This window comes from Aquirufa avitistagni, from assembly GCF_042715545.1.
Taxonomy (GTDB): domain Bacteria; phylum Bacteroidota; class Bacteroidia; order Cytophagales; family Spirosomataceae; genus Aquirufa; species Aquirufa avitistagni.
The window spans coordinates 924,287-946,758 of record NZ_JBBKXZ010000001.1 but is presented as its reverse complement, the minus strand read 5'-3'; the positions used below and the strand labels follow the sequence as shown (position 1 = coordinate 946,758).

Below are 22,472 nucleotides of genomic sequence, written 5' to 3'. Positions count from 1 at the left end.
TTACCAATCTCCTGCAATTTTGTTAAATAAATCCAAAATGATTTGATCTGTTAATTTTGGCAGCAAGGTTTTTTCAACTTGACTTAACGTTTGATTTTGAGGGAAATCTTGATAGAAAGAGAACTCTTGATCGAAATTCTTACTTTCATCTAACCGATTTGTTAACTGAAATTGAACGCGTAAGGTAAGTCTATTTAAGCCTGCTTTATCATCAGAAGTGGGTGCCTGTGGAGTTAAATCATATCCAACGATGGTCCCCTCAATTTGAAGATCGGGATTTTGATTCGTTATTTTTAATGTACTATTACGTTGAAAGTATTCTTTCAGACTTTCATTCATAGTTAGACTTAAATTACTGGGGCCACCAGCAGTTTCCATTCTTATGTTAGAAATTTGTATCGTTTTTAGGTCAGGTGAAAGACTGGCTCCTTTAAAACTATAGCAGGATACCAAACCTCCCAAGATTCCTAAAACTAAAATGTTTCTTATATTAAAAAGTAATACTTTCCAGGTCATATTGCTTTATTTTACGATATAGTGTTCTTTCGGATATCCCTAAATCTTTTGCTGCATACTTTCGTTTATTTCTGTTTTTCTTGAGCGCACGAATAATGATTTCTTTCTCTTGTTTCTCTAATGACAAAGTTACGTCTTGACTTGGTGTAATAATTTCTTCAAAATTAGACTCTTCAAATTCATTAATTGCCACTTCAGGTACTATGGAAATAGAGTTCTCAATTGGTGATAAATTTGAATTTGATGCTTGACCAATACTTTTTATAGAAGGCGAGGGAGAATAATTCACATCAGAAAACAAATCCATATTTTCATTAATGACATCAAAGGCATTTGTATTTCCAGTTTCAATTACTTTCAATAGGATTTTTTTCAATTCAGTTACATCCCTTTTTAAATCAAAAAGTATCTTATATAAAATTTCTCTTTCATTCATTCCTTCTGATTGACTAAAGCCATCGCCCCTAATGATAGTAGATTTCATTTTAGGCTCATTGAAATGAATATATTCTTGAAGTTTTTTGTCGTCTAATAATCGGTCGCCAACTTCCAATATCGAAATTTGTTCTGCCAAATTCTTCAACTGTCTTATGTTACCTGGGAAATGCTGTTTTTCTAATAAAATCTTGGCTTCATTCGTTAGTGAAATTGGCCTAACTCGATAAATTTCAGAAAAGTCAGTAGTAAATTTTCGAAACAATAGTTCTATATCTGCACCACGTTCACGAAGGGGAGGAACAAAAATAGGTACGGTACATAATCTGTAAAATAAATCTTCTCTAAATTTCCCTTTTTCAATCGCATCTTGAAGATTTAGGTTTGTAGCAGCAACAACACGCGTATTTGTTTTTTGAACCTTAGAAGAACCCACACGATAAAACTCCCCATTCTCTAAAACACGCAATAAGCGTGCTTGAGTACCTAAGGGCATTTCAGCAATCTCATCCAAAAAAATGGTACCACCATCTGTAACTTCAAAATATCCTTTTCTTGCTTCAATAGCACCTGTAAACGATCCCTTTTCATGACCAAATAATTCAGAATCAATGGTACCTTCGGGTATTGCACCACAATTTACAGCAATAAACTGACCGTGTTTCCGCTTGGATAAAGCATGTATGATTTTTGAAAAGGATTCTTTTCCTGATCCGCTTTCTCCCGTAATTAATACAGTCATGTCCGTGGCCGCTACTTGCTCTGCAATTGAAATAGCATGGATTAATGCAGGTGAATTTCCTATGATCCCAAATCTAGCCTTTATACTTGCAATATGTGAGTTATCCATATTTAGTCACTTAAATTAATTGTCCAAGTAAGGTACCTGTCGTGCAGGAAGTGATTTTCACATCTACGTAACTTCCTATAGTCTCTGAACCTTTTTTAAATACGACTACTTTGTTATTATCTGTCTTACCAAAATGATGTTGATCTGATTTCTTTGAATTCCCTTCAACGAGAACGCGCTGTATTTTACCAATCATTTGATCATTTCGTATACCTGAGTGCTTACGCTGAAGATCAATAATTTCTTGTAATCGTTTTGACTTAATATGATCAGGTACATCATCACGTAGTTTTTTGGCTGCTGGTGTCCCTGGTCTTTCTGAATAGGTAAACATGTAGCCAAAGTCAAATACAACGCTATCTAATAGGTCTAATGTGTCACGATGATCTTCGTCGGTTTCGGTACAAAAACCAGCAATGATATCATGTGATATACCACATTCAGGTCCAAGAATCTCACGAATGGCACTAATCCGATCTAAATACCATTCTCTAGAATATGTTCGATTCATTAATTCTAGGATGCGGTTACTTCCACTTTGTGCAGGTAAATGTATATTCTTGCAAATGTTCGGATATGCAGCCATGGCGTGCAAAACTTCGTTTGTGATGTCTTTAGGATGGGAGGTAGAAAAACGGATACGTAAGTCAGGATTAATTTGAGCTGTTAGTTGTATCAATTTATCAAAAGTGATGATCTCTTTTGTTGCTGGGTCAATCCATCGATAAGAATCTACATTCTGCCCTAAAAGATTAACTTCTCGGTATCCTTGTTCAAATAAATGTTCACATTCATTTAGAATGGAAGCCACATCTCTCGATCTTTCACGTCCTCTAGTAAATGGCACTACGCAAAATGAGCACATATTATCACATCCGCGCATGATACTAACAAACGCAGAAACACCATTAGTGTGTAAACGAACCGGCTCAATATCACCATATGTTTCCTCTTTGGAAAGGAATACATTTATAGCTTTTTGACCATTTTCTATTTGATCTAGTAAATTTGGGAGATCTCTATATGAATCAGGCCCTGCTACTAAATCAACCAGTTTTTCTTCTTCAATTAACTGCGTTTTTAAACGTTCCGCCATACAACCAAGAATACCAATGGTTACTTTAGGATTTTTTGTTTTAAGCGCTTTAAACGTCTGTAATCTATGCCTGATTTTCTGTTCAGCGTTTTCTCTTATGGCGCATGTATTTAACAGAATTGTATCAGCATCTTGTATGTTTGAGGTTGTTCCGTAACCTTTATTTATCAAAATAGAAGTTACTACTTCGGAGTCTGCGAAGTTCATTTGGCAACCATAACTTTCGATATATACTTTTCCTAAAAAGCCAGGTTCATTTGTCTCTGAAGATATACGAGGGACATCTAAGTTTTCTTCAATGGATTTGGCAATAATATTAAGCTCTTGCATGAAATAATACGAATATTCACTACAAATTTATGACATATTGTCAGTAATTGCTATTGGATTTTACCTGAATCTAGGAATATTACTTTATTTGATTGATTAGTCAGCTTTTCATTATGAGTTACCATGATTATTTGCTGATTATGATCCTCTTTAATTTTAAGGAATAAATCATATAATTCTTCTGCATTCTTATTATCTAGATTACCTGTCGGTTCATCTGCTAAAAGCAATGATGGTTCCGTAATTAATGCGCGTGCAACAGCTACCCTTTGTTGTTCTCCACCAGAAAGGTTTGAAGGAAATTTTTTAAGTATATGATTAATTCCTAATGTTCTTGAAATATCATTTAGCAAGTCCATTACTGTAGAGGATTGTTTATTATTTCTAAGATATATAGGCATTAATATATTTTCTTCAGCAGTAAATTCACTTAGTAAATTGTGGAATTGAAAGACAAAACCTAAATTTTTATTTCTAAAGATTTCAAGGTCTTTGCCATCTAGCCTGAGGTAAGATGATTCATTAAGTATAATTTCTCCTGAATTCGGTCTGTTAAGTAATCCAATAATTTGTAATAAGGTGCTTTTTCCAGACCCTGAGGGTCCTAGTATGGATACAAGTGATTTACTTTCTGCTGTAAATGAGATGTCTTCTAGAATTAATTGGGTTCCGTATGTTTTGGAAATATTTTTTAATTCTAACATTTTATTGGCTTATTCTATGAATATTAATTTGAAATACGAACTTTTTAAAAGTTTGGCAAATAAATAGTAATTTCACGAAATTAAAATTTTTACTAAATGAATATTCACGAATACCAAGCAAAAGAAATTCTCAAAGGCTACGGAGTACGAATTCAAGAGGGAATTGTTATTGATAAAATCGAAGATTCGGTTTCGGCAGCAGAAGCATTAAAAGCACAAACAGGAACTGGTTGGTTCGTAGTAAAGGCACAAATTCATGCGGGTGGTCGCGGTAAAGGAGGAGGAGTGAAGTTGGCAAAAAATTTAGATGAAGTAAAAGAGCGCGTATCTCAAATTCTAGGTATGCAATTGATTACGCATCAAACTGGTCCTGAAGGTAAAAAAGTAAATAAAGTATTAATCAGTGAAGATGTTTATTATCCCGGTGATTCTGAGCCGAAGGAATATTACATCTCTATTTTATTAGATCGGGGTCGTGCATGTAATGTTATCATGGCGTCTACAGAAGGTGGGATGGATATTGAGGAGGTAGCTGAGCACACGCCTGAAAAAATAATTAAAGAATGGATTGATCCACGTGTTGGTTTGCAAGATTTTCAAGCACGTAAAGTAGCTTTTCTTTTAGGATTAAGTGGTCTGGCTTTCAAAGAGATGGTTAAGTTTATCCAATCACTTTATCGTGCCTATGTAGAGACTGATTCTTCTATGTTCGAGATCAATCCAGTATTAAAAACGGCTGATGATAAAATTTTAGCGGTTGATGCAAAGGTTAATTTAGATGATAATGCATTATATCGTCACAAAGATTTAGCTGTATTACGCGATATTGAGGAAGAGGATCCATTAGAAGTAGAAGCATCAGAAAATGACCTAAATTATGTTAAACTTGACGGAAACGTAGGTTGCATGGTTAATGGGGCAGGTTTGGCGATGGCAACTATGGATATTATTAAATTATCTGGTGGAGATCCCGCTAACTTTTTAGATGTTGGGGGTGGAGCAAATGCCAAAACTGTTGAAGCAGGATTCCGTATTATTCTTCAAGATCCTAATGTAAAAGCTATTTTGATTAACATTTTTGGTGGTATCGTTCGTTGCGACCGTGTTGCTAATGGTGTTGTGGAAGCCTATAAAAACATTGGAGAAATCAATATTCCTATCATTGTTCGTTTACAAGGTACGAATGCTGAAGAAGGAGCGGCTATTATTAACAACTCTGGATTAAAAGTTTTCTCAGCTGTTTTATTAAAAGATGCAGCTAAATTAGTTTCAGAGGTATTAAAATAGTTTCCGATGAAAATAATTTGTGTTGGTAGAAATTACGTGGATCATATTAAGGAGTTATCTAATGATAAACCTACTGATCCTGTGATTTTTATCAAACCTGATACAGCTTTAATTGATAATTCTCAATCTTTTTATTATCCATCCTTTTCATCAGATGTACATTATGAACTAGAATTAGTGTACCGTGTAGGAAAAGTTGGAAAAAACATTGAGGCGAAGTTTGCTCACAAATATATTGATGCAATAGGATTAGGAATTGATTTTACGGCACGTGATGTTCAGAGTAAATTGAAAGAAAAAGGATTGCCTTGGGAAAAAGCAAAAGCATTTAATGGATCTGCATATGTTTCCAAGATGCGACCTATATCTGATTCAGATTTTTCAAATTCAATTGAATTTGAATTGTTTAAAAATCAGCAGTCTGTACAAAAAGGTAGTTCAGATTTAATGATTTGGAATATTTCTGAATTAATTGCTGATATCTCACAATACTTTACCTTGAAAACAGGTGATTATATTTTTACAGGAACACCTGCTGGAGTTGGACCTGTTCAAATAGGGGATACATTACAAGGTTTTTTACAAGGTGAAAATATATTTGAACTAGCAATAAAATGATATGGAATTAACTATTGGTTCTTCTGTACCTGTTTCCGAATTTGTTGATTCAACTGGTGTTAAACGTAGTTTAATTGGCAATAAGACAGTTTTATATTTTTATCCTAAGGATAATACACCGGGTTGTACATCACAGGCCTGCAATTTGAATGAAAATTTAGATTATTTAGCTTCAAAAGGATATCAAGTACTAGGAGCTAGTGTAGATTCCAATAAATCACACGATAAATTTATTGCGAAATTTCAGTTGAAATTCCCTTTAATATCAGATGAATCGCACGAAATTGTAGAAGCATTTGGTGTATGGGTAGAAAAATCAATGTACGGTAAAAGTTATATGGGGATAGCTCGTACGACTTTCCTTATTAATGAAAAGGGAATAATCACAGATATTATCACGAAAGTGGATACTAAAAATCACACAGAACAAATCCGCTGATCGAACAATTATGCAAACAACAGAATTACAAAAAATAGCATCTCAGGTTCGCCGAGATATTTTACGTCAGGTACACGGTTGCCAATCAGGTCACCCAGGTGGATCTTTAGGTTGTACAGATTTATTGGTTGAATTATTTTTTAATTCAATGAATCTAAAATCAAACGCAGCAGGTAAAGTTGAGTTTCAAATGAATGGACTAAATGAAGATGTATTCTTCCTTTCTAATGGTCATATTTCACCTGTACTTTATAGTGTTTTAGCTCGCCGAGGATATTTCCCGGTAAGTGAGTTAGCTTCCTTCCGTAAACTAAATACCCGCTTGCAAGGCCACCCTACGCCTCATGAACACTTAGAAGGTATTCGCATAGCTTCAGGTTCTTTGGGCCAAGGTCTAAGTGTTGCCATCGGTGTTGCTCAAGCTAAAAAATTGAATGGTGACAAATCTACTGTTTATTGCTTAATGGGTGATGGAGAGCAAAATGAAGGTCAAGTTTGGGAAGCTGCTATGTATGCTCCACACCATGGAGTGAATAATTTGATAGCATTTATTGATGAGAATGGCCAACAAATTGATGGGCCAACTGAAAAGGTTATGAATAACCTTGATTTAGAAGTAAAATATAAAGCATTTGGTTGGCAAGTATTACGAGTAGACGGTAATGATATGTCGGCCGTGACAGAAGCTATTAAGGCATCTAAAGCTCTTCTAGTAAATAATAAGCCCGTAATGGTCATTATGAAAACAGAAATGGGAGCGGGCGTTGATTTCATGATGCATAGTCACAAATGGCATGGTGTTGCTCCAAATGATGAGCAACTTGCAGCGGCGCTTGGGCAATTAGAAGAAACATTGGGAGATTATTAATTCATAGAAATGGCATTATTTACTTACGATACAAAAAAAGATACGCGTTCTGGCTTTGGAGCTGGAATGGAATACTTAAGTCTTAATAACCCTAAAGTTGTTGCTTTGTGCGCAGATTTGATTGGTTCTTTAAAACTTGAAGCTTTTATTAAAAATTCTCCTGAAAGATTTTTTCAGACGGGGATCGCAGAAGCTAATATGATTGGTTTGGCAGCGGGTCTTTCCATTGGTGGATATGTACCATTTGCGACAACTTTTGCCAACTTTGGTACGGGTCGAGTATATGATCAAATTCGTCAATCAGTCGCTTACTCAGGTAAAAATGTTAAAATAGCTTGTTCTCATGCGGGCTTAACATTAGGGGAGGACGGAGCTACCCATCAAATACTTGAAGATATTGGATTAATGAAAATGCTTCCAGGTATGGTCGTTATTAATCCTTGTGATTATAATCAAACTAAAGCGGCAACTATTGCTGTAGCTGAATATGAAGGCCCAGTTTATCTTCGTTTTGGTCGACCAGTAGTGCCAGTATTTACTCCTGAGAATCAGAAATTTGAAATTGGCAAGGCATTACATTTAATTGAAGGTTCTGATGTTAGTATTTTCGCGACGGGGCACCTTGTTTGGGAGGCTATTTTAGCAGCAGAAATATTATCAGAAAAAGGGATACACGCTGAAGTTATTAATATTCACACAATTAAACCTTTGGATGTGGCTGCTATTCATGCATCTGTAGCTAAAACGGGTTGTCTAGTTTCAGCCGAAGAGCATCAGTTGAACGGTGGTTTAGGGGATTCCATTGCACAGTATTTAGCATTAAACTTACCTACTCCACAAGAATTTGTGGGTGTTAATGATTCATTCGGAGAATCAGGTAAACCAGCTGATTTGATGGAAAAATATGGCTTAAATGCTCAAGCAATTGTTGACAAAGCAATTAAAGCAATTAGTAGAAAAAGAATATAATTAAAACGGATATCCAATTCCGATATTAAATTCTATAGGGTTTTCAATTGAACTAAATCCAATTTTGTTGAAAACCCATTTTTCATTATTGGGTAATGCGGGATTAATCATTTTGCTTGCTAGATCCAATCTAAGTAGAAAGAAGTCAAAATCCCATCTTAAACCAACACCTGTACCTACAGCAATTTCACTTAAGAAGGAATTGGCCCGCCAGATTCCGATTGAATTTTGGCCTGGATAGTCAATGTTCCAAATGTTTCCTGCATCAACAAACACTGCACCATTTAGTGCTCCTAACAACTGCATTATTCTAAATCTATATTCTATAGATGATTCAATCAAAATACTACCAGGTTGTTCAATTAAATTTGTTGTCGCATTATATGAACCTGGTCCTAATCTTCTTGGTTTCCAAGCTCTTATACTACTAGGGCCTCCAATAAAAAAATTCTTTTCATATGGCAATTGATAGTCATTTTCTTTGCCATAGACATAAGCTAAACCACCAATAAATTTAAATGCAAGTTGAGACTGTTTTTTAGCTCCTAAAAGTAAATAATTTCTATAATCTAGATTAAATCTCAAGTACCTATAAAATTGAATATCTTGATCACTTTGAAATAGATTTTCAATTATTCCAATACGTTTATTTGGAATAAAATTCAACGTAGTTCCACCTGACTCTAAGCCTAATATAAAACTTTTACCACTCACTAATTTATTGGAAGGAATAAATGATCTAAAGTTGTATTGAAACAATATGCTAGACACAAAACTTGGATTAAAACTTCGATACAGGTTATTCCCTCTTTCTCTAAGGCTTTCTAAATAGGTAACAAAACTAGTTGCTGTTTCTGTTTTAGGGTAGTTTGTGTTGATTATATTGACATCAAAGAGTGATAATTGGAAAAATTCTTTTTCAGATTTCCGCCACTGGTAACGCTGAAAGACTTTGAGATTAGATCTTAAATATTCAGGTCTATTTATATAGTCATAGCCAATTCCAAATTGAGTTTGTGACCCGATTAAGTTTGAGGTCCATTTAGTATATTTAACAGGCAAATAGAGCGTAGGTAGGTTAACAACTGCTGTGAAATTTAATTCTAAGTTTTTTCTTGTTTGATCCGTATTAATAAACCCAGTTTGGGCCTCAAAACCAATTCTGTTACTAAATTCTAGATTATCTAGTAATGAAAAAACACGTCTTATTTTAAATGTATTTGTAATAAAAGGTCCAGGAATTCCCCTAAATACACTTCCTCCTAATTCAGAAGTTATATTAAATCTATCATTTCGAATTAGCTCAATTGAGGGATGTACTCTAGTTGCACTTGTGTCGAATTTAATTGTAACGGATTTATATTGATCAGTTGAATAAATATTTTGAAGGCTCTGAGAAATTCTATTAGCGGAAAATAACTCATCTTCTTTAAATGTTACAATACGCTTTAACTGGTTTGAGGTTAATAATTTAGATATCCATTTTTCTTCTTTTTCATTTATTTCAAGTTGCAATTCATTGAAACGAATGGTTCCAATTCGGAAAAGTCTATCATACAATACGTTTGAACTCGATGTATTTAAATTAGGTATTTTATATGCTAAAGAAACAGATGTTAATGTTGAATCTTTTATATCATTAATTTTTATGCCTACTTGATCCACATTGAAATAGAAATATCCTTGATTTCGGAGCGTTTCCGAAATTTTTTGTTTTTCATTTTTAAGGATTGATGTCGAAAGGATTTCGTTTTTTTTTACTAGGCTTTCGCTAAACAAATAGGAATTTACGATTTTATTAAGTGCGGGATTATTGATAATTAGTGTGTCATCTTTAGTGAATAAACTAGGCCTTCCTTCAGAAATGATATATTGAATCTTTACATTTTGATTACTCAAAGTGTCAATTCTGTAATCAACATATGCATTAAGGTAGCCAATTGATTTATAATAATTCTTGATTTTCAATCCTTGTACTTGCACATAATTTGTGTCGAGGACGTCAGGAATGCGGCTAAATAATTGAAGATTAGATTGCTTACTATTTAAAGAATCTTTTTTCGATCTTTTTTGTGATAGATATCCATTTAATTTAATAAAAAGATAAGGGCGATTCGTATACTTAAGCGTACTAATATTTGATTTTAAATCTTCTATTTTTACATGTTTATTGCCCGCTATAGATATTTTCTGAATGGTATATCTCGGAAGTTCATACATTTGCAAACTCCTACATGAAACATGTAGCGATATAAATAAAAGAAAAGAAAAAAATCTGATAGTATCTTTCAAATGACGTTAACCAAAAAACAAATAAAGTTAATTAATTCCCTACATTCTAAAAAAGGTAGGTCAGAGAATCATTTATTTTTAGTAGAGGGAGAAAAAGGTTTATTGGAATTAGTTAAATCTTCATTCAAAATTCAATTTATAGTATTAAATGAGATTTATTCAAACCATGAAATAGTTCAAGATAATTCGGATTATTGTTTTTTTGCATCAGAAATAGAATTAAATAAGTATTCAACATTAGTCACAAATAATTTTGGATTGGCAGTGGTTGAAATGCCCAAACAATTAGAATTTCATAATCCTGTAGGTATAACAGTTATTTTAGACGGTATTCGTGACCCTGGAAATTTGGGTACTATTATTCGAATTTGTGACTGGTATGGAATTGGTTCAATTATTTTATCAAATGATTGTACTGATTTTTATAACCCAAAAGTAATAAGCGCATCTATGGGATCATTTTTGCGAATTAATCATTTGTATGTTGACTTAGTAAAATGGTTAAATCAATTTCCAAATGTTGCCAAGATAGGGGCATTGTTAAATGGTGATAGTTTACATACTTATACTTTTCCAAAAACTGGTTTTTTAGTATTGGGGAATGAATCAAATGGTATTAGTAAGCCGGTGGAAGATCTGATAAACGATCGAATTACCATTCCTAGTTTCGGAGGGGCAGAATCATTAAATGTAGGGATTTCTTGCGCAGTATTTTTAGATAATCTAAAAAGGCAATTCTAAGATTCTAGCTTATCTTTTTGAAGATATACTTCAATAATGTAATGCACTAGATACAGTACAGGTGTAAATAAAATAGCTATAAAAAATTTATATATGTAGTTGTTAAGTGATACATTCAACCATTGATTCAATGTCCAGTCACCAAAAACTACAAATGCTATTCCAATTACAATAAAACTATCCATTAATTGAGAAATCAATGTAGAGCCAGTTGCCCTCAACCAAATATGTCTGCTTCCTGTTTTTGACTTTATTTTTTCGAATATGTAAGCGTCAAATAATTGACTTACTAGAAATGCAGTTAATGATCCCAAAATAATACCTAGTCCTTGTCTAAATATCAATGTAAATGAATCATTTATATTTCCGTATTTAGAGTTTACCGAAACCCAGAAGTCGGCCGGAACTAACAATGTAGCGATGTAAATGATAATAAATGAATATAAGACGAAAAGGGCAGTAGTGTATGAAATAAACTTAACACCTTTTTTTCCGAAATAGTCATTAATTATGTCGGAGGTAATAAATACAATAGGCCAATTTAACGCCCCAGCTGTTTGATTAAGACTCCATGATTCGCCCCAAAAAGTTTTAATATTTAAAGGATTGAAACCTAAAGACTTTTCAATGCTAACTATTTTGACGCCAATTATTTCAGCTATGATAGCATTAGTCAAAAATATGCCAAACAATACGATAAACAATTTCTGTTTCCTTGAAAATTGATTAAATATCATTTACGGTGATTATTGAAGTGATTCGCAATCTTGTCTAATGCAATTGTAAGTTGTTCTACATGTTGGAGGAACACTATTCTAAAGTGATCTTTTCTAGTAAAGTTAAATCCTTGGCCTCCTACAACTAATATTTTCTGTTCTTCCAATAAAGACATAACAAAATCATTATCATCTTTAAAAGTAAAAGAGTCTAAATCAAACTTTGGGAATAGATACAATGCTCCTTTGGGCTTAACACAACTTACACCTGAAATGGAATTGAGTTTTTCATAAGCTAAATTCATTTGTTTAGCTAAGCGACCATCCTGCGAGACCAAATCATTAATAGATTGATATCCACCTAAGGCCGTTTGTATGCCTAACTGAGTGATTACATTAGCACATAATCTAGTACTAAATAAAAAATTCAAGCCTTCAATATATGATTTTGCTTTATGTTTTGCCCCTGTTAAAATCATCCAACCTCCTCTAAATCCTGCTGCGCGATAATTTTTGGACAAACCTCCCATCGTTACGATTAGTATATCTTCGCTCAATCCAGCCGCAGAATGATGTTTAACTGAATCATAGATAATTTTATCATATATTTCATCTGAAAAAAGTATCAATTGATGCTTTTCAGCAATACGTACTATTTTCTCTACAATTTCTTTAGTGTAAACAGCCCCTGTGGGGTTATTGGGATTAATTAAAACTATAGCCTTCGTTTTTGAAGTAATTTTACTTTCAATGTCCTCGATATCTGGATTCCAATCATTAGCTTCATCACACAAATAATGAATTGCTTTACCTCCTTGTAAGCCTACAACCGTTGTCCATAATGGATAATCAGGCGACGGAATCAATACTTCGTCATCTAAATTCAAAAGCGCCGTCATGACTAAAGTAATCAATTCACTTACTCCATTTCCAATATAAACATCTTCAATCAAACTGTTTTTAACGCCTTGATTTTGATAGTATTGCATTACCGCTTTTCTAGCTGCAAATAAACCTCGAGAATCAACATAGCCTTGCGCATTTCTGATATTTACAATAATATCATGAATGATTTCATCTGGGGTCTCAAATCCAAATGCAGCTGGATTGCCAATATTTAAAGAAGTGATTTTATATCCTTGATTTTGCAAAACCAAAGCTTTTTCATAGACAGGTCCACGAATTTCATACTTTAAATTATCTAATCGCTTACTTTTATATATATCCATATGATAAAAATACTAGAAATGTAAAATTACTAATTTACTTTTGATTGTTTATTCCTTAAGGATGCATTTAAATCAAGTTGTTTTTATTGGTGTTTTGGCTTTGTCTTTGCTTCTGTTTAATCTTTTTCAGAAGTATTATAATATCTATAAAATGAATTATCGAATTTCTAATTTGATAATACTAAAACTTTTATTGAGAATGATTCTTGTCGTTATTTTGACACTGACTTTATACCATGAATATACTATTGATGAGAATGCTAATAAATGGGGTGGGAAAAAATTAGTTTTTCTAATTCCCAAGTCAACTATAAATGAGCTAAGTGAAGATTTACGAATTCAAATCAATGAGATCACAAACTCAGATTATTTTAATAAAATTGGTTTAGCTAGATTAAGTGATGATAAATTTCACGTTATGAAAGTTATTCCTAGTACCTCAAAGGATGTTTTTTTTACTTTATTAAGTTCGCCTAATTTAGAATTAACCGTTAATGACCTGAATTATTCGGATGATTTAAATTTCCAAGTCAATGAGTATTATGACCTCTCATCAAATGAATTCTTAAGATCAAAATCCATTATTCCGACTAATAATTCAAACTTAATTTCTAGCCTATATAATAACCCTGCTATAAAATTTTATTTGTTAATTTTGTCAATTGTTCTCGTATCATTTGATTTAGTCATCAAGGTTAAAACGATTAAACTTTAGTTTGTTCTCAACACTTTTATATATTGCCATTTTAGCCTATCAGAATGTTTATTCTGTGTCTAGTGATGATTATAATGCTAGAGTAATGGACATTAATAATTTACTTTTTTCCAAAAAATATGAGTTAGGAGTAAATTCAATTAAAAAGTTGCAGCAAAATACACTCTTCACAAATGATGAGTTAGAGAATAGACTTCAATTATTAAGTATAAAGTCTAATCGTATTTCAGACAACGGCATTTCAAAAATTGATTATTTAAGTACGGATGTACATGATTTGATTAATGTTTCTATTCTTCTTAGCAAAAATCAAAAAAATGAAATGGCTCAAAGTTTACTTAAAACAGCTATTGCAAATAAGCCTAATGCAGATAGCATAATCATTTATTATGAACTTATAAGTTCGCATAACACCTTGCAAAGTAGAATTTATAAAAATTCATTAAATATGCGAGTTAGTCAATGGAATGCGAACGAAGCTTTGCAACTTTTAGATTTAATGAAAAAAAACGAAAAACTTCTTCTATAAATTAAATGATAAATAATAAAATAGAATTCCCCAATCAAACTGATTTCTATCAAGGAAAAGTACGTGATGTTTATTCTTTTGGAGAGCACTTGCTAATGATTGCTTCTGATAGAATATCCGCGTTCGATGTCGTTTTACCTCGATTAATACCCTTTAAAGGTCAAGTTTTAAATCAATTAGCTGAGCATTTTTTAAAGGCAACAGCAGATATTGTACCTAACTGGTTAATTGCTACACCCGCACCAAATGCATCATTTGGATTAAAATGTCATGCAATACCAATTGAAATGGTGGTTAGAGGTTATTTGGTTGGTCATTTATGGAGAGAGTATAAAGCCGGAAAGAGATCGGTATGTGGAGTAAGTTTGCCGGATGGTTTAAAGGAAAATCAAAAATTGCCTAATCCAATTATTACACCAACAACCAAAGCTAGTGAAGGACATGATGAGGATATTTCTATTCAAGAAATAATTCAAAAAGGTATATTGAGTGAAGAAATTTTAGTTGAACTATGTAGAATATCGTTAGCACTATTTGACAGAGGTCAAGAAATGGCCAATTCTAAAGATTTAATTTTAGTCGATACCAAGTATGAGTTTGGCATTCATAATGAAAAAATAATGCTCATGGATGAAATACATACTCCTGATTCATCCAGATATTTTTATAAAAGTTCGTATGACGACTTGTTTAAATTGGGTCAACCGCAGAAACAGTTGTCTAAAGAGTTTGTAAGAGAATGGTTAATTTCAAATAACTTTCAAGGAAAAGAGAATCAACAGGTTCCGGCTATTTCTGATGAGTTTGTAATTCAAATTTCTGAACGATATATATTATTATATGAAGAAATTACCGGCAAAAAATTCATTAAAGAAGATTTAAGCAAAGATTTAGTTAATAATATTTACCAACAAATTTCCCATTATATTTAAAATGCAAGTAAAAGATTATCAATTAGAACAAAATGAAAGCTACGCTATAATTGATTGGCTTTCTACAGAGTTATTACAATCTAATGCAGAGGAATTAGAACTAGCTGTTAGGTTGTTGTTCAAAAAGGAGTATTCTAATATTATTTTAAATGCTTCAAATTTAACTATCATTGATGGGTATGGGGTTGCTGCTATAAGGAAGGCGACTAAAATTTGCACGAACGAATTGGGATTATTTGTTGTGGTTTCTAAGTCAGACATGATAGTTGAACGATTAGATCAAGCTAAAATTGAAGATTTGACTATTATGAACACTGTTCAAGAAGGAATAGATGCTATTTATTTGAATGATTTAGAAAATGATTTCGAAGATGAATCAGACGCAAATACCGACGAATACGGAATTGATGGATCAGATTTAGGTGAAGATTATTAACTGTATAGGACAATTTAAAGAAAATCTATTTTTGTTTCCTTATTTTGCAATATTCAATATATTATTTTGTTAAATTAGATTTTAGCCAAATATATTTTTAGTTAAATTTGATTTGTCTGGTTAAACCTATAAGTCTTAACCTAGAGATAGTCTCTCCACTAATTATATTATTTTTATAATTTCTAATTTGAAAAATTATATTTCATTATGAATAGCAATTCCGAAAAGGGTCTATACAGAAAAGAATTTGAACATGATGCATGCGGTATTGGTTTTGTAGCCAGCATGAAAGGGATAAAGTCTCACCGAATTGTTCAAGATTCCATTAAGATGCTTATTCGAATGGATCATCGTGGTGCTTGTGGTTGTGATCCTAATTCAGGAGATGGTGCAGGTGTTTTAGTACAACTTCCTCATGAATTCTTTTTAGAAGAAACTAGTGCTTTGGGGTTCTCTCTGCCTTCCCTAGGAAACTATGGAGTAGGTATGGTGTTTTTTCCCAAAGATGAAACTCTTATCAAAGAGTGTAAAGAAGTGGTAGAACGTAAATCTAAGAAATTAGGTTTGCGTATTTTAGGCTACAGGATTGTTCCTGTAGATAATTCTGAGATATCTGGTGCTGAATCAGGTAATGCAGAACCTTCAATACAACAGTTATTTATAGAAAGGCCAGCTGATTGTCAAACTGACATTGATTTTGAAAGAAAATTGTACGTATTCAGACAATATGTTTCAAAGTTATTGAATGAGACTATTCCTGGTTTAGATAATAAATTTTATTTTGCGTCCTTGTCTTGTCGTACCATTATATATAAAGGTATGTTGACAACTATGCAGGTGCCTGGTTATTTTCTTGATTTATTTCAAGAGAATTTCACATCAGCATTAGCAATAGTTCACTCTCGTTTTTCTACAAATACGTTCCCTGAGTGGAGATTAGCCCAACCGTTCCGTTTCATTGCTCACAATGGAGAAATTAATACGGTAAAGGGTAATTCGTCTTGGATGCAAGCACAATCGGCTTTATTCTCAAGTAAGTATTTTACTCCTGAGGAGTTAGATATGATTCTGCCAGTTTGTAGCCTTGGGCAATCTGATTCTGCAATATTAGACAATGCGATCGAGCTACTCTATCTAACAGGTCGCTCATTACCTCATGTCATGATGATGCTTATTCCTGAAGCATGGGATGGCAATGAGAGTATGAAGCGATACAAAAAAGATTTTTATGAGTACCATGCAGCCATGATGGAGCCTTGGGATGGTCCTGCCAGCATTTCATTTACAGATGGCAAGATGATTGGAGCTACTTTGGATAGAAATGGTTTACGTCCATCTCGTTATTGGGTTACTTCCGACGACCATGTCATTATGGCATCAGAAGCGGGTGTGCTAGATTTAGATCCTGCGACGATTGTTTCTAAAGGACGTTTACAGCCTGGTAAAATGTTCGTTGTGGATATGGAACAAGGTCGGATCATTCCTGATGAAGAATTGAAGGAGACAATTTGTCAACAACAACCATATGGTGAATGGCTTTTAAATAATAAGATTCGCGTAGAGGATCTTCCAGAGGCGGGTTCTGAATACAGACAACCGAAGGCCATTGAATTAGTATCTCGTCAGCAAATTTTTGGATTTACAACAGAAGATATCCGTATTGTATTAGCTCAAATGGCTGAAACAGGGAAGGAGGCTTTAGGTTCCATGGGTATTGATACTCCATTAGCTGTATTATCCGAAAAGGCACAACATCTATCCTCATATTTCAAACAACTTTTTGCCCAAGTAACCAATCCTCCTATCGATCCAATAAGAGAGCGTATGGTTATGTCTCTTTTGTCTGATATTGGTGGCTTATCTAATCTATTAGAAGAAAGTCCAACCCATTGTAGGCAAATTGAGATCCAACAACCGGTATTACGTAACAAAGAAGTAGAAAAAATTCGTTGGATTGATCACGAGAATTTCCAAACAAAGTCAATTCATATGACATTCCGTGCTTCTGATGAGGCCGGTGTCTTGAAGAAAGCCTTAGATAGAATAAATCAATATGCCGAAGATGCGGTTGATGACGGCTATTCTATTATTTTGTTAACAGACCGCGGTATTGATAGCTCACACGCTCCAATACCGTCTTTATTAGCTTTAGCATCTGTTCATAATCACTTGAATAGAACGAAAAAAAGAGCCAAAGTAGGTATAATTATTGAAGCAGGCGATGTGTGGGAAACCCATCATTTTGCGACATTAATTGGTTATGGTGCTAGTGCAATAAATCCTTATATGGCCTTTGAGACAATCAAAGCGATGAAAGATCAAGGATTTGTTAACAAAGATTTGAGCTACGATAAATTAGAATATAATTATATTAAAGCTGTCAATGGAGAATTATTGAAGATATTCTCTAAAATGGGAATTTCAACTTTGCAATCTTATCAGGGTGCACAAATCTTTGAGATTTTAGGAATTGGAAAAGAGGTAGTAGATACATATTTCACAGGTTCCATTTCGCGTATCGGAGGTATTGATTTAGATACGATTGCTAAAGAAGCTTTGATAAAACACACTTCAGGCTACCAAATGCGCAAGCAAGAATCTCCTAAATTAGAAGTTGGCGGTATCTACCAGTGGAAGCAAAGAGGAGAAGAACATTTGTTTAATCCGGAGACGATCCATTTGCTCCAGCAGGCTACAAAAAAGAATGACTATAGTGTATATAAGAAATATGCACAATTAATTGACGAACAAAGTAAAAAATCAATTACCCTAAGGGGCTTATTGAAGCTAAAATCTACTCAGTCAATTTCAATTGATGAAGTAGAGCCTATTGAAAATATATTGGCTCGTTTTGCTACCGGTGCGATGTCGTTTGGTTCCATTTCTTACGAAGCACATACTACATTAGCTATTGCGATGAACCGTATTGGTGGTAAATCAAATACGGGAGAAGGAGGAGAAGATCCTATACGCTTTAACAAGTTAGCGAACGGTGATTCAATGAACTCAGCTATAAAGCAAGTAGCTTCAGGACGTTTTGGTGTTACGGCGCATTATTTAACGAATGCCACTGAGCTTCAAATTAAAATGGCGCAAGGGGCAAAACCTGGTGAAGGTGGTCAATTACCTGGTCATAAAGTAGACGATTGGATTGGTAAAACACGTCATAGTACACCAGGAGTAGGTTTAATTTCACCTCCACCGCACCATGATATCTATTCGATTGAAGATTTAGCTCAATTAATTTTTGACTTAAAAAATGCGAATAGAGCGGCTAGAATATCGGTTAAATTAGTTTCCGAAGCAGGCGTGGGGACAATTGCTGCCGGTGTAGCGAAAGCACATGCGGATCATATTTTGATTGCTGGTTATGATGGCGGTACTGGAGCATCTCCTTTATCATCTATTCGTCACGCGGGTTTACCTTGGGAACTTGGTTTAGCGGAAACGCACCAAACTTTAGTAAAGAATAAATTGCGTGGTCGTGTAACGATTCAGGCAGATGGTCAGATCAAAACGGGTAAGGATATCGCAGTAGCAGCATTATTAGGAGCGGAAGAATTTGGTGTTGCCACAGCTGCCTTAGTAACTGCAGGTTGTATAATGATGCGGAAGTGTCATTTAAATACTTGTCCAGTAGGTGTTGCCACACAAAATCCAGAATTAAGAGCTTTGTATACAGGTCAAGCCGATCATGTGGTTAACTTATTTCACTTCTTAGCTCAAGAATTACGCGAGATCATGGCAGAATTAGGCTTCCGTAAATTAGAGGAGATGGTGGGACGTGTTGATCTGTTAGAAATGAAGGATCTTTCAAGTCATTGGAAATTCAAAAACCTAGACCTGAGTCCTATTTTGGCCCCAGCTGTCCTAACTGAGGGTGTGGCAGTATTCAAATCGGAAGAACAAGATCATGGATTAGCGGATCAATTGGATTGGCAGTTATTAAATATAGCACAACCTGCAATTGATAATGGTCAAAAAGTGTACAGTGAATTAGATATAATCAATGTCAATCGTTCAGTGGGAACTATTATTTCCAACGAAATAACGAAGAAGTATGCTGAGAAAGGTCTACCAGTTGATACGATTCATATCAAATTTAAAGGTACTGCAGGTCAATCTTTTGGTGCATTTGCGGTAAAAGGTATCAAATTTGAGATTGAAGGGGATTCTAATGACTATATAGGAAAAGGTTTATGTGGTGCTACCTTGGTAGCTTACCCATCTCCATTGGCTACATTCAAAGCATCTGAAAACTCTATTGTAGGTAATGTTTCATTCTATGGAGCTACTTCTGGTGAAGCTTATTTAGCAGGTATGGCAGGCGAACGCTTCTGTGTTAGAAACTCAGGTGCTAAAGTAGTAGTAGAAGGCATTGGAGATCATGGTTGCGAATACATGACGGGTGGTTTAGTGATCATTTTAGGAAATACGGGTCGAAACTTCGGTGCAGGAATGTCAGGAGGAGTGGCTTATATTTTAGATGAACAAAATACGTTTGATGCCAAGGTAAATCGCGAAATGGTAGAGATAACCGAATTAACGCCAGAAGATAAAAATATCATATTGATGTATCTTGAAAAACACATTGAGTTGACTGGGTCTGTAAAAGGGAAACAAGTCTTTGATAATTTCAATGCCTTAGCTAGTCAGTTCAAGAAGGTATTACCAGTTGATTATAAGAATGCACTTAATTCTCGGAATTTAAGCATCTCAGAAGTGTTATCTGACAAGGACAAAGTATATCAAGACATTAAAGTAGATTTAAAATAATAGAGCATGGGTAAGCCTACAGGATTTTTGGAAATTGACCGCAAATTAGCTCCTAAAAGAGCCGTATCTGAGCGCGTTAATGATTACAAAGAAATTGAGTTATTAAATACTCCTGAAGAAACGGTTGCTCAAGCAAGTCGTTGTATGGATTGTGGTACACCATTCTGTCACCATGGCTGTCCATTAGGAAACATCATTCCAGAATTCAATGATGCAGTCTATGAACAAAATTGGAAATATGCTTACGATATTCTAAGTACAACCAACAATTTCCCTGAATTTACGGGTCGAATTTGTCCTGCACCTTGTGAGTCGTCTTGTGTATTAGGAATTAATAAACCAGCTGTAGCCATAGAATTAATTGAGAAATCGATTATTGAAAAGGCTTTTTCGGAGGGTTGGGTAATTCCGTTTATACCTAAAACTCGTACTGGTTATAAAGTAGCTGTTATTGGCTCGGGGCCAGCTGGTTTAGCAGCAGCGGCTCAATTAAATAAGGCAGGACACTTAGTTACTGTCTATGAACGCGCAGATCAAATTGGTGGTTTATTGCGTTATGGTATTCCTGACTTTAAATTAGACAAAACCGTAGTTACTCGTCGCGTAGAGGTAATGAAGTTAGAAGGAATAACGTTTATTACGAATGCGAATATCGGATCGTCAGAAAAACTGTCTCATTTAACTAATAACTTCGATGCAGTTTTAGTGGCAACAGGCAGTACGACTCCTCGGTTTATTTCGGCTAAAGGTAATGATGCTGTTGGTATTTTTCCTGCTATGGAATTTTTGTCGCAGCAAAATAAACGAAATGCATCCATTTCCTTAGAAGTAAACCACAGAGGGGAGCCATATGTTAACAAAGATATCAAAGCAACTGGCAAACATGTAGTGATTATTGGTGGTGGAGATACGGGTTCTGACTGTGTTGGAACATCAAATCGTCATAAAGCAGCTTCTATTACGCAAATTGAAGTTATGCCTAAACCACCTGTCGATAGAGCATCTAATACACCATGGCCTAATTGGCCTAACATGTTACGCACCTCCACTTCACATGATGAAGGAGTTGAGCGCTTATGGTCTATATCTTTACAGGAATTTGTAAAGAATGAGAAGGGAGAGTTAGAAGCTTTAATCATAGGAGACATTGTTTATAACATGAATGATGGGAAAATGGAGCAAGAAGTCATTAATATGAGAAAAATTCCTTGTGATTTAGCGTTGATTGCTGCAGGATTTTTACATACGGATCATGGAAGCTTATTCGAACAATTAATAACATTGGGGGTGAAGTCAGATGAACGAGGAAATTTAATAGCTGATTCGACTTATCAATCTGATAATGAGAAAGTTTTCATTGCTGGGGATGCTAGACGTGGTCAATCTTTAGTCGTGTGGGCAATATCTGAAGGTAGAGAAGCAGCTAGAAATATTGATTTGTATTTAATGGGTAAGACGAGTTTAGAAGGTAAAACTGTATCTAGTTTTGATGTTATGGTGAAATAATTTTCCCCATATATTTCTAATACTAAATATATTTACTACATTTGTGCTCTCTTAAATGCTAGGAGAGATGCCTGAGAGGCCGAAAGGACATGTTTGCTAAACATGCGTACTGGTAACGGTACCGAGGGTTCGAATCCCTCTCTCTCCGCAGTCAATTTTCGGGGTGTAGCGTAGCCCGGTATCGCGCTTGGTTTGGGACCAAGAGGTCGTAGGTTCGAATCCTGCCACCCCGACAAAAGTCAATTTATGAGGAAGTGTTTTACACCAATTATAAATTGGCTTTTTATTTTATTTTAGGTTCCGTAGCTCAGCTGGATAGAGCAACTGCCTTCTAAGCAGTAGGTCTTTGGTTCGAATCCAAACGGAATCACTAATTAGTAGTTTTTACATTTCATGTAACAGTTATTTATTTTACTAATTTGCTAGGGAGAAAATTAACTTTACTCAAGAATTCTTTCGGAATCCTACTTCTTTGGATTTTACCACCA

At 34.4% G+C, this 22,472-nt stretch carries 19 protein-coding genes and 3 tRNA genes; 15 read left to right on the top strand and 7 right to left on the bottom strand.

What is annotated here, in order from left to right:
* The 4 genes from U0R10_RS04105 to U0R10_RS04090 are packed head-to-tail and all read right to left on the bottom strand — an operon-like array spanning position 1 to position 3,931.
* Complete coding sequence (locus U0R10_RS04105) at positions 1-516, bottom strand: LptE family protein (RefSeq protein WP_377982680.1); 516 nt, start codon at positions 514-516, stop codon at positions 1-3.
* Positions 491-1,801 (bottom strand): sigma-54 interaction domain-containing protein, encoded by a 1,311-nt coding sequence (locus U0R10_RS04100; RefSeq protein WP_377982679.1) that lies wholly within the window; start codon positions 1,799-1,801, stop codon positions 491-493. The genes U0R10_RS04105 and U0R10_RS04100 overlap by 26 nt, the downstream gene beginning before the upstream one ends.
* A gap of 10 nt (positions 1,802-1,811) precedes the next feature.
* On the bottom strand, positions 1,812-3,227 hold the full coding sequence (gene miaB / locus U0R10_RS04095; protein WP_377982678.1) for a tRNA (N6-isopentenyl adenosine(37)-C2)-methylthiotransferase MiaB: 1,416 nt from the start codon (positions 3,225-3,227) through the stop codon (positions 1,812-1,814).
* 50 nt (positions 3,228-3,277) lie between these two features.
* Complete coding sequence (locus U0R10_RS04090) at positions 3,278-3,931, bottom strand: ABC transporter ATP-binding protein (protein ID WP_377982677.1); 654 nt, start codon at positions 3,929-3,931, stop codon at positions 3,278-3,280.
* 96 nt (positions 3,932-4,027) lie between these two features.
* Here U0R10_RS04090 and sucC point away from each other — a divergent pair, with 96 nt between their 5' ends.
* From sucC to U0R10_RS04065, 5 genes are read left to right on the top strand one after another with little or no spacing between them, the layout of a single operon-like run.
* Positions 4,028-5,218 (top strand): ADP-forming succinate--CoA ligase subunit beta, encoded by a 1,191-nt coding sequence (gene sucC, locus U0R10_RS04085; protein WP_377982676.1) that lies wholly within the window; start codon positions 4,028-4,030, stop codon positions 5,216-5,218.
* Between the two features lie 6 nt (positions 5,219-5,224).
* The gene (locus tag U0R10_RS04080) at positions 5,225-5,836 is read left to right on the top strand and encodes a fumarylacetoacetate hydrolase family protein (protein ID WP_377982675.1); all 612 of its coding nucleotides are present in this window, start codon (positions 5,225-5,227) and stop codon (positions 5,834-5,836) included.
* A gap of 1 nt (position 5,837) precedes the next feature.
* Positions 5,838-6,275, top strand: coding sequence for a peroxiredoxin (locus U0R10_RS04075; protein ID WP_377982674.1), 438 nt, complete (start codon positions 5,838-5,840; stop codon positions 6,273-6,275).
* Positions 6,276-6,285: 10 nt separating this feature from the next.
* Positions 6,286-7,143: a transketolase gene (locus U0R10_RS04070; protein WP_377982673.1), complete on the top strand. Its 858-nt coding sequence runs from the start codon at positions 6,286-6,288 to the stop codon at positions 7,141-7,143.
* Positions 7,144-7,152: 9 nt separating this feature from the next.
* Positions 7,153-8,112 carry a transketolase family protein gene (locus U0R10_RS04065; protein WP_377982672.1) on the top strand — a complete coding sequence of 320 codons (960 nt, stop codon included), beginning with the start codon at positions 7,153-7,155 and terminating at the stop codon, positions 8,110-8,112.
* Here U0R10_RS04065 and U0R10_RS04060 read toward each other — a convergent pair whose 3' ends face one another.
* Positions 8,113-10,332 carry a BamA/TamA family outer membrane protein gene (locus U0R10_RS04060; protein ID WP_377982671.1) on the bottom strand — a complete coding sequence of 740 codons (2,220 nt, stop codon included), beginning with the start codon at positions 10,330-10,332 and terminating at the stop codon, positions 8,113-8,115.
* 72 nt (positions 10,333-10,404) lie between these two features.
* On the opposite strand from U0R10_RS04060, the gene U0R10_RS04055 reads away from it, so the two are divergent.
* The gene (locus tag U0R10_RS04055; protein ID WP_377982670.1) at positions 10,405-11,145 is read left to right on the top strand and encodes an RNA methyltransferase; all 741 of its coding nucleotides are present in this window, start codon (positions 10,405-10,407) and stop codon (positions 11,143-11,145) included.
* Here the strand turns inward: U0R10_RS04055 and U0R10_RS04050 are convergent.
* Complete coding sequence (locus U0R10_RS04050) at positions 11,142-11,882, bottom strand: queuosine precursor transporter (RefSeq protein ID WP_377982669.1); 741 nt, start codon at positions 11,880-11,882, stop codon at positions 11,142-11,144. The two genes, U0R10_RS04055 and U0R10_RS04050, sit on opposite strands and share 4 nt — an antisense overlap.
* A complete protein-coding gene (locus U0R10_RS04045) occupies positions 11,879-13,090 on the bottom strand; it encodes a pyridoxal phosphate-dependent aminotransferase (RefSeq protein WP_377982668.1) in 1,212 nt (403 codons plus the stop codon). Before U0R10_RS04045 ends, U0R10_RS04050 begins: the two co-directional genes overlap by 4 nt.
* A gap of 61 nt (positions 13,091-13,151) precedes the next feature.
* Between U0R10_RS04045 and U0R10_RS04040 the strand changes: the two genes are divergently transcribed.
* From U0R10_RS04040 to U0R10_RS04000, 9 genes are all read left to right on the top strand, one after another.
* Complete coding sequence (locus U0R10_RS04040) at positions 13,152-13,805, top strand: hypothetical protein (RefSeq protein WP_377982667.1); 654 nt, start codon at positions 13,152-13,154, stop codon at positions 13,803-13,805.
* 1 nt (position 13,806) lies between these two features.
* A complete protein-coding gene (locus U0R10_RS04035) occupies positions 13,807-14,334 on the top strand; it encodes a hypothetical protein (RefSeq protein ID WP_377982666.1) in 528 nt (175 codons plus the stop codon).
* Positions 14,335-14,339: 5 nt separating this feature from the next.
* Complete coding sequence (locus U0R10_RS04030) at positions 14,340-15,266, top strand: phosphoribosylaminoimidazolesuccinocarboxamide synthase (RefSeq protein ID WP_377982665.1); 927 nt, start codon at positions 14,340-14,342, stop codon at positions 15,264-15,266.
* Between the two features lies 1 nt (position 15,267).
* Complete coding sequence (locus U0R10_RS04025; protein ID WP_377982664.1) at positions 15,268-15,702, top strand: STAS domain-containing protein; 435 nt, start codon at positions 15,268-15,270, stop codon at positions 15,700-15,702.
* Positions 15,703-15,909: 207 nt separating this feature from the next.
* Entirely contained in the window at positions 15,910-20,478 is a 4,569-nt protein-coding gene (gene gltB / locus U0R10_RS04020; RefSeq protein WP_377982663.1) for a glutamate synthase large subunit, read from the top strand.
* A 6-nt stretch (positions 20,479-20,484) separates the two neighbouring features.
* Complete coding sequence (locus U0R10_RS04015; protein ID WP_377982662.1) at positions 20,485-21,984, top strand: glutamate synthase subunit beta; 1,500 nt, start codon at positions 20,485-20,487, stop codon at positions 21,982-21,984.
* A 61-nt stretch (positions 21,985-22,045) separates the two neighbouring features.
* Positions 22,046-22,132: transfer RNA gene (locus tag U0R10_RS04010), tRNA-Ser, on the top strand.
* 11 nt (positions 22,133-22,143) lie between these two features.
* Positions 22,144-22,217, top strand: a tRNA-Pro gene (locus U0R10_RS04005).
* Positions 22,218-22,280: 63 nt separating this feature from the next.
* Positions 22,281-22,354, top strand: a tRNA-Arg gene (locus U0R10_RS04000).
* The last annotated feature ends 118 nt before the right edge of the window (positions 22,355-22,472 follow it).

Coding starts and splice junctions, on each gene's coding strand:
- U0R10_RS04105 (WP_377982680.1), bottom strand. CDS start 516: ATGACCTGGAAAGTATTACTTTTTAATATAAGAAACATTTTAGTTTTA.
- U0R10_RS04100 (WP_377982679.1), bottom strand. CDS start 1,801: ATGGATAACTCACATATTGCAAGTATAAAGGCTAGATTTGGGATCATA.
- miaB (WP_377982678.1), bottom strand. CDS start 3,227: ATGCAAGAGCTTAATATTATTGCCAAATCCATTGAAGAAAACTTAGAT.
- U0R10_RS04090 (WP_377982677.1), bottom strand. CDS start 3,931: ATGTTAGAATTAAAAAATATTTCCAAAACATACGGAACCCAATTAATT.
- sucC (WP_377982676.1), top strand. CDS start 4,028: ATGAATATTCACGAATACCAAGCAAAAGAAATTCTCAAAGGCTACGGA.
- U0R10_RS04080 (WP_377982675.1), top strand. CDS start 5,225: ATGAAAATAATTTGTGTTGGTAGAAATTACGTGGATCATATTAAGGAG.
- U0R10_RS04075 (WP_377982674.1), top strand. CDS start 5,838: ATGGAATTAACTATTGGTTCTTCTGTACCTGTTTCCGAATTTGTTGAT.
- U0R10_RS04070 (WP_377982673.1), top strand. CDS start 6,286: ATGCAAACAACAGAATTACAAAAAATAGCATCTCAGGTTCGCCGAGAT.
- U0R10_RS04065 (WP_377982672.1), top strand. CDS start 7,153: ATGGCATTATTTACTTACGATACAAAAAAAGATACGCGTTCTGGCTTT.
- U0R10_RS04060 (WP_377982671.1), bottom strand. CDS start 10,332: ATGTATGAACTTCCGAGATATACCATTCAGAAAATATCTATAGCGGGC.
- U0R10_RS04055 (WP_377982670.1), top strand. CDS start 10,405: ATGACGTTAACCAAAAAACAAATAAAGTTAATTAATTCCCTACATTCT.
- U0R10_RS04050 (WP_377982669.1), bottom strand. CDS start 11,882: ATGATATTTAATCAATTTTCAAGGAAACAGAAATTGTTTATCGTATTG.
- U0R10_RS04045 (WP_377982668.1), bottom strand. CDS start 13,090: ATGGATATATATAAAAGTAAGCGATTAGATAATTTAAAGTATGAAATT.
- U0R10_RS04040 (WP_377982667.1), top strand. CDS start 13,152: ATGCATTTAAATCAAGTTGTTTTTATTGGTGTTTTGGCTTTGTCTTTG.
- U0R10_RS04030 (WP_377982665.1), top strand. CDS start 14,340: ATGATAAATAATAAAATAGAATTCCCCAATCAAACTGATTTCTATCAA.
- U0R10_RS04025 (WP_377982664.1), top strand. CDS start 15,268: ATGCAAGTAAAAGATTATCAATTAGAACAAAATGAAAGCTACGCTATA.
- gltB (WP_377982663.1), top strand. CDS start 15,910: ATGAATAGCAATTCCGAAAAGGGTCTATACAGAAAAGAATTTGAACAT.
- U0R10_RS04015 (WP_377982662.1), top strand. CDS start 20,485: ATGGGTAAGCCTACAGGATTTTTGGAAATTGACCGCAAATTAGCTCCT.